The 4,149-nt window shown below is 36.4% G+C and carries 7 protein-coding genes and 1 pseudogene; 3 read left to right on the forward strand and 5 right to left on the reverse strand.

The annotated features are described in order from the left end of the window. The 5 genes and pseudogenes from CBG25_RS21525 to CBG25_RS17005 all read right to left on the reverse strand — a co-directional run. A partial coding sequence (locus CBG25_RS21525; protein WP_366212800.1) for a transposase occupies positions 1-302 on the reverse strand: 302 nt, incomplete at its 3' end. Positions 303-337: 35 nt separating this feature from the next. Next, positions 338-529 carry a hypothetical protein gene (locus CBG25_RS16990; RefSeq protein WP_290608106.1) on the reverse strand — a complete coding sequence of 64 codons (192 nt, stop codon included), beginning with the start codon at positions 527-529 and terminating at the stop codon, positions 338-340. 81 nt (positions 530-610) lie between these two features. Next, positions 611-1,531 (reverse strand): annotated as a pseudogene (locus tag CBG25_RS16995) (cytosine permease); the annotation flags it as partial. Between the two features lie 53 nt (positions 1,532-1,584). Next, on the reverse strand, positions 1,585-2,286 hold the full coding sequence (locus tag CBG25_RS17000) for a PAS and helix-turn-helix domain-containing protein (protein WP_290608108.1): 702 nt from the start codon (positions 2,284-2,286) through the stop codon (positions 1,585-1,587). A gap of 3 nt (positions 2,287-2,289) precedes the next feature. After that, positions 2,290-2,703 (reverse strand): GNAT family N-acetyltransferase, encoded by a 414-nt coding sequence (locus CBG25_RS17005; protein ID WP_290608110.1) that lies wholly within the window; start codon positions 2,701-2,703, stop codon positions 2,290-2,292. 338 nt (positions 2,704-3,041) lie between these two features. Between CBG25_RS17005 and CBG25_RS17010 the strand changes: the two genes are divergently transcribed. From CBG25_RS17010 to CBG25_RS17020, 3 genes are all read left to right on the forward strand, one after another. Beyond that, a complete protein-coding gene (locus CBG25_RS17010; RefSeq protein ID WP_290608112.1) occupies positions 3,042-3,401 on the forward strand; it encodes a type IV conjugative transfer system pilin TraA in 360 nt (119 codons plus the stop codon). Continuing rightward, positions 3,402-3,677 (forward strand): type IV conjugative transfer system protein TraL, encoded by a 276-nt coding sequence (gene traL / locus CBG25_RS17015; RefSeq protein ID WP_290608113.1) that lies wholly within the window; start codon positions 3,402-3,404, stop codon positions 3,675-3,677. Positions 3,678-3,744: 67 nt separating this feature from the next. After that, the coding region (locus CBG25_RS17020) for a transposase family protein (protein ID WP_290603697.1) at positions 3,745-4,149 on the forward strand (405 nt) is incomplete at its 3' end.

Raw genomic sequence — 4,149 nt, forward strand, 5'->3', positions numbered from 1 at the left:
AAGTGCGTGTTTTTTGTTTTTCCATCAGAATCTTTATCATAAATACGATAGTCAATAGGAATTGATTCAACACTTGTCAGATCATGCCAAAGCAAATTAACCAAACCTATGCCAGCAATAACATCATGCTTATTACCTGAATATTGATAATGAACCATCTCTATTTTTCTACTACGTGTTTTGGCAATCAATGTATCATCGGCAATTAGTACACAAGGGCTTTTTTTGTCTATAGAAGGTTCAACTAATCGCCATAGGTCTTTAGAGGCTGTCGCAAAAGGGGTATTTACAATAAAAATAATTTAATTTTTTCTTTAAAATCAAAATATTGAAATCATTAAAAACATGATACTACCTCTTTTGCGACAGCCTCTTTAGGGCGGAAACATCTACTTTTTAACCATCGGCTAACCGTGTCATGAGATAAAGGCGATGGGCTGACTTCTGATAACGCCAAACTAGAGTATCTTACACTGCTTACTTGCAAGAATATTTTATAGATATCTTTAATGCATGGATAACCGGACAAAATATGAACATCCTTATTTTTTCTTGTTTTTAAATTTATACTTCTTTTTTAGAGACTGCGAAACTCGTGGGTGATTAACGTGTAATTGACCTTTTTGCCCGTTAGCACAGAAATTGAATTGGCAATACTCAATGATGATGAGTAAAGATTAATGTCATTAACACGTAGGGTAGAGAAGATAATAACCAGCAATCCAATCCCTCCTGCTGTCTCAGTCATAATAGTGACAACATCTGCGGTATTTAATGCCCTAGCTAATAATATAGCAAGGCCATTAACCAGAAATTCACCCAAAATAATGGATACCATCGTTATAAGAAACACTTGCCGACTGTTTTTTGAATATCGACTCATATCGGGGGTAATAAGACTGGCTACAATACAACCGCCCATAATTAATGTAATGGCGGAAGAGAGTGTCATTGGTTTACCGGTAGGAATTGAATTAATTAATTCAATGGTATTGTGATTATCAAGAATTCTCACAGAAATGAAGACAATAACGATGATAAAGAACGGGACGGCAATCCACGCCGTAAATCGTAAGGCTTTAAAGCCAAAAGCAACCAGGACGGTCAAAAATAATCCTGAAAATGTCGCTGACCATTCAAAACCTAACTTATCGCCTAATGCAAAGTTAAGCCCTTTCGCAAAGACGGCATTTTGCACGCCAAACCAGCCTATCAAACTAGTGGCTATCACCAAACTAACGAGGATTGAACCTATTTGTCCAAAACCACACCATCTGGCGAGGAGACTACTGGATAATCCCTCTTTCATACCCGCAAAGCCTAATCCAAAAGTTACCACCCCGAAAATAATACTGCTGATAAAAATGGCTAGAAAAGCATCAGCTATAGTCATTGAATGACCTAATACTGCGCCTAGCATGAACTGATCTAAAGCGGTTAACATGCCCGCATGCACTAAGGTGACACTAAGGAATGATAAACGTATATTGGTGGGAACACGACTTGTCGGATAGTTATCGATTAGGTTCATATGATAAGTTTACCTTGTTATAAATAGCAGTATTTATCCCGCACATAACCATTTTATTTTGTGATAAAATGAAGTCCTTTACATAAAAAAGAATCAGGCACATAGTTATCCAAGCCTATATGACTGCAATAGCCTTTTAATTGATAAAGGGAATGCACATCTGTTTTTTTGAAGATGATTTTTAACCGACTTTCGACAGTACGAGGGGCAATATTTAATATATTGGCTATTTCTTTATAAGATAAATTTTGGAGTACAAGAAAAATAACATTTAATTCTTTTTTATTGAATGGGGTGTTTTTTGTTTCTGTTGTAACTACCGTCGGATTCTTTTTATTTATGTTAATTAATGGGGTGATATAAATGAGTTCTTTTGCATTCCATAAAATACCTAATGATTCTCTTCGAGAATTTAAAAGCGGAATTTTCTCGCTAATATAAGGGGTTAAATATTTATTGCCATTCCAATAATGAGTTGCTATTACTCTGATACTTCGATTGGTATTTGCGGTTAAATTATCATGCTGAACAAAGTCATCTGCCAGTTCACTCCATTGGGTAGGAAATTCACTATCTTTTTTCCCTTCGAAAGCAAAGTGTTGAGGCGTGTTTGTAAATTTTAGCGCCGCTTTGTTCATGTAGACATGGTGTGAATTTTTATCCTTAATTCCCCATGGTTCGTTGAGATGCTCTATCATCATAATCGCATGAGCAATAATATTATTGTTGCTATCAATATAGGCATTATTATTCATAGCTCAACTCCCTAGTTGCTTGGATAAATAATATCGGGTGTGACGATGAGCAAATTCGGACAGGTGGCCATATTCTTCGTATCCGAGCTTTTTATAAAAATTAACAGCTTGGAAATCGAAAGTATCAACATAAGCCATGTGACATTTTCTTTTTATCGCTTCATCTTCTGCCATCTTCATTAATTTTTTGCCAATATTCTTTTTCCTGTAATTTTCAGCTATCCATAAGTATTGGATGTCAAGACCTCCCCACCATGTTCTGGCAATTAATCCACCCTGAATCAGGTTGTTATCTTGAAAAATCACTCTTAGAGTATGAATATCAACAGGCGTAAATTGGGAATTATGTTTCCATAGGTTATTTATTATGGTGTTTTCTTCTTTATCATTTTTGGTATCACTCAGTATAAACTCCATATTAATGTCATCCTGTTTGCTATTGATTAATGGGTAAAATATATCTTCATAATTTAGTTTTTTTATAAAAAATCACAAATATTACCCCTCATCGCCTTAGCACAAATTTAAAAAATTTCCACGTAATTTTTAGCACTTTTAATACCGAAATTTAGGGTATACCTTAAAGTAAATAAGTTTTTCACTTTTGAAAAATCTAAAAAGGAGAAATTAATTAAGAATAATATTAAGCACTGTTAATTTTTAATTACCTAAATTCCAACCGTTACTAAGGGTTAGCACAGTATAACGCTAAGTATTTACTCAATTTAATCATTAACCGTTTTAAGGAGACTTAAATGAACGGCAAGGTAATTTCATGCCTAAAAAACCCCTTCACTGTGGGTGCGGTAGCCATCTTTAAGGTTTTAAAGCAACAAAAATCGTTATTAACGATGACTTTTTTCGGGATATTAATGCTATTTCCTGCCATGCAAGTTTATGCCGATGATACGCCGGTTGTTGCTAAAGATTTATTCAGTGGCGGCAAGGAGGTGGTGAAAAGTACCTTTGGCAAAGGCTCGACCGTTGTCTGGATTTTATACGTTCTGGAAATTTTGGCCGCGATTTTTGCTTATGTGAAAACTAAAAATCTGGCGGTGTTTGGTGGGATTGCGGCGGTGATTGTGTTTGTTAACGTGGTCTTCGGGTTGATTTAAATGGATGGCGCTTCTCGCTATCAGTTTCCGACCACGCTCACCCATCAACGTCGTTTTTGTGGGCTGCAGATGGATGAGGTGGTGGTTTATTTCCCGCTCATCGGCTGTGCGATTTTCGTCAATATGTGGATATTTGCTCCAGCATTAGCCGTGGCCTTTGTTGGGCTTCGCAGACTTAAGCAAGGCAAAGGGTCAAGTTATCTGTTGGGGCTGGCGTACTGGTGTCTACCGACTTCCATTATGCGTTTTTTTATCACTAAACTAGTTGCTGAATAGAGACTTGCATTTATTGTCACGCTATAGACAATAAAAAGAGGTTTAACTTAGAAAATAACGGTTTGAAATGATCAACAAAGAGCAGTTGTTACGAGATAATCGTTTATGTAAAGCAATCATTGGATTATCAGTCGAAGAATTGAAAAATTTAGCCGCTGAATTTTCAGCTTGTTATTTGATTTATCGGAAAAAGAATCGAAAAGCTCACGAGCGGCAGATGGGTGCAGGGCAGAAAGGATTTATCCCAACCCCATTAGATAAACTGCTTTTTATTTTATTGTATTTAAAATGTTATCCGACCTATGATTTGCAAGGACTTCTTTTTGGTTTAGATAGAACACGGGCATGTCGCTGGGTAAAAATATTATTGCCGGTTTTAGAGATGACCTTGGGGCGAGAATGTGTTTTGCCCGCTCGTCAAATTCGCTCTGCTGAGGAATTTTTTCGCGCCTTTCCTGGAGTTAAAGACGTC

It is taken from the genome of Arsenophonus sp. ENCA (assembly GCF_002287155.1).
In the GTDB taxonomy this organism is placed as follows: domain Bacteria; phylum Pseudomonadota; class Gammaproteobacteria; order Enterobacterales; family Enterobacteriaceae; genus Arsenophonus; species Arsenophonus nilaparvatae.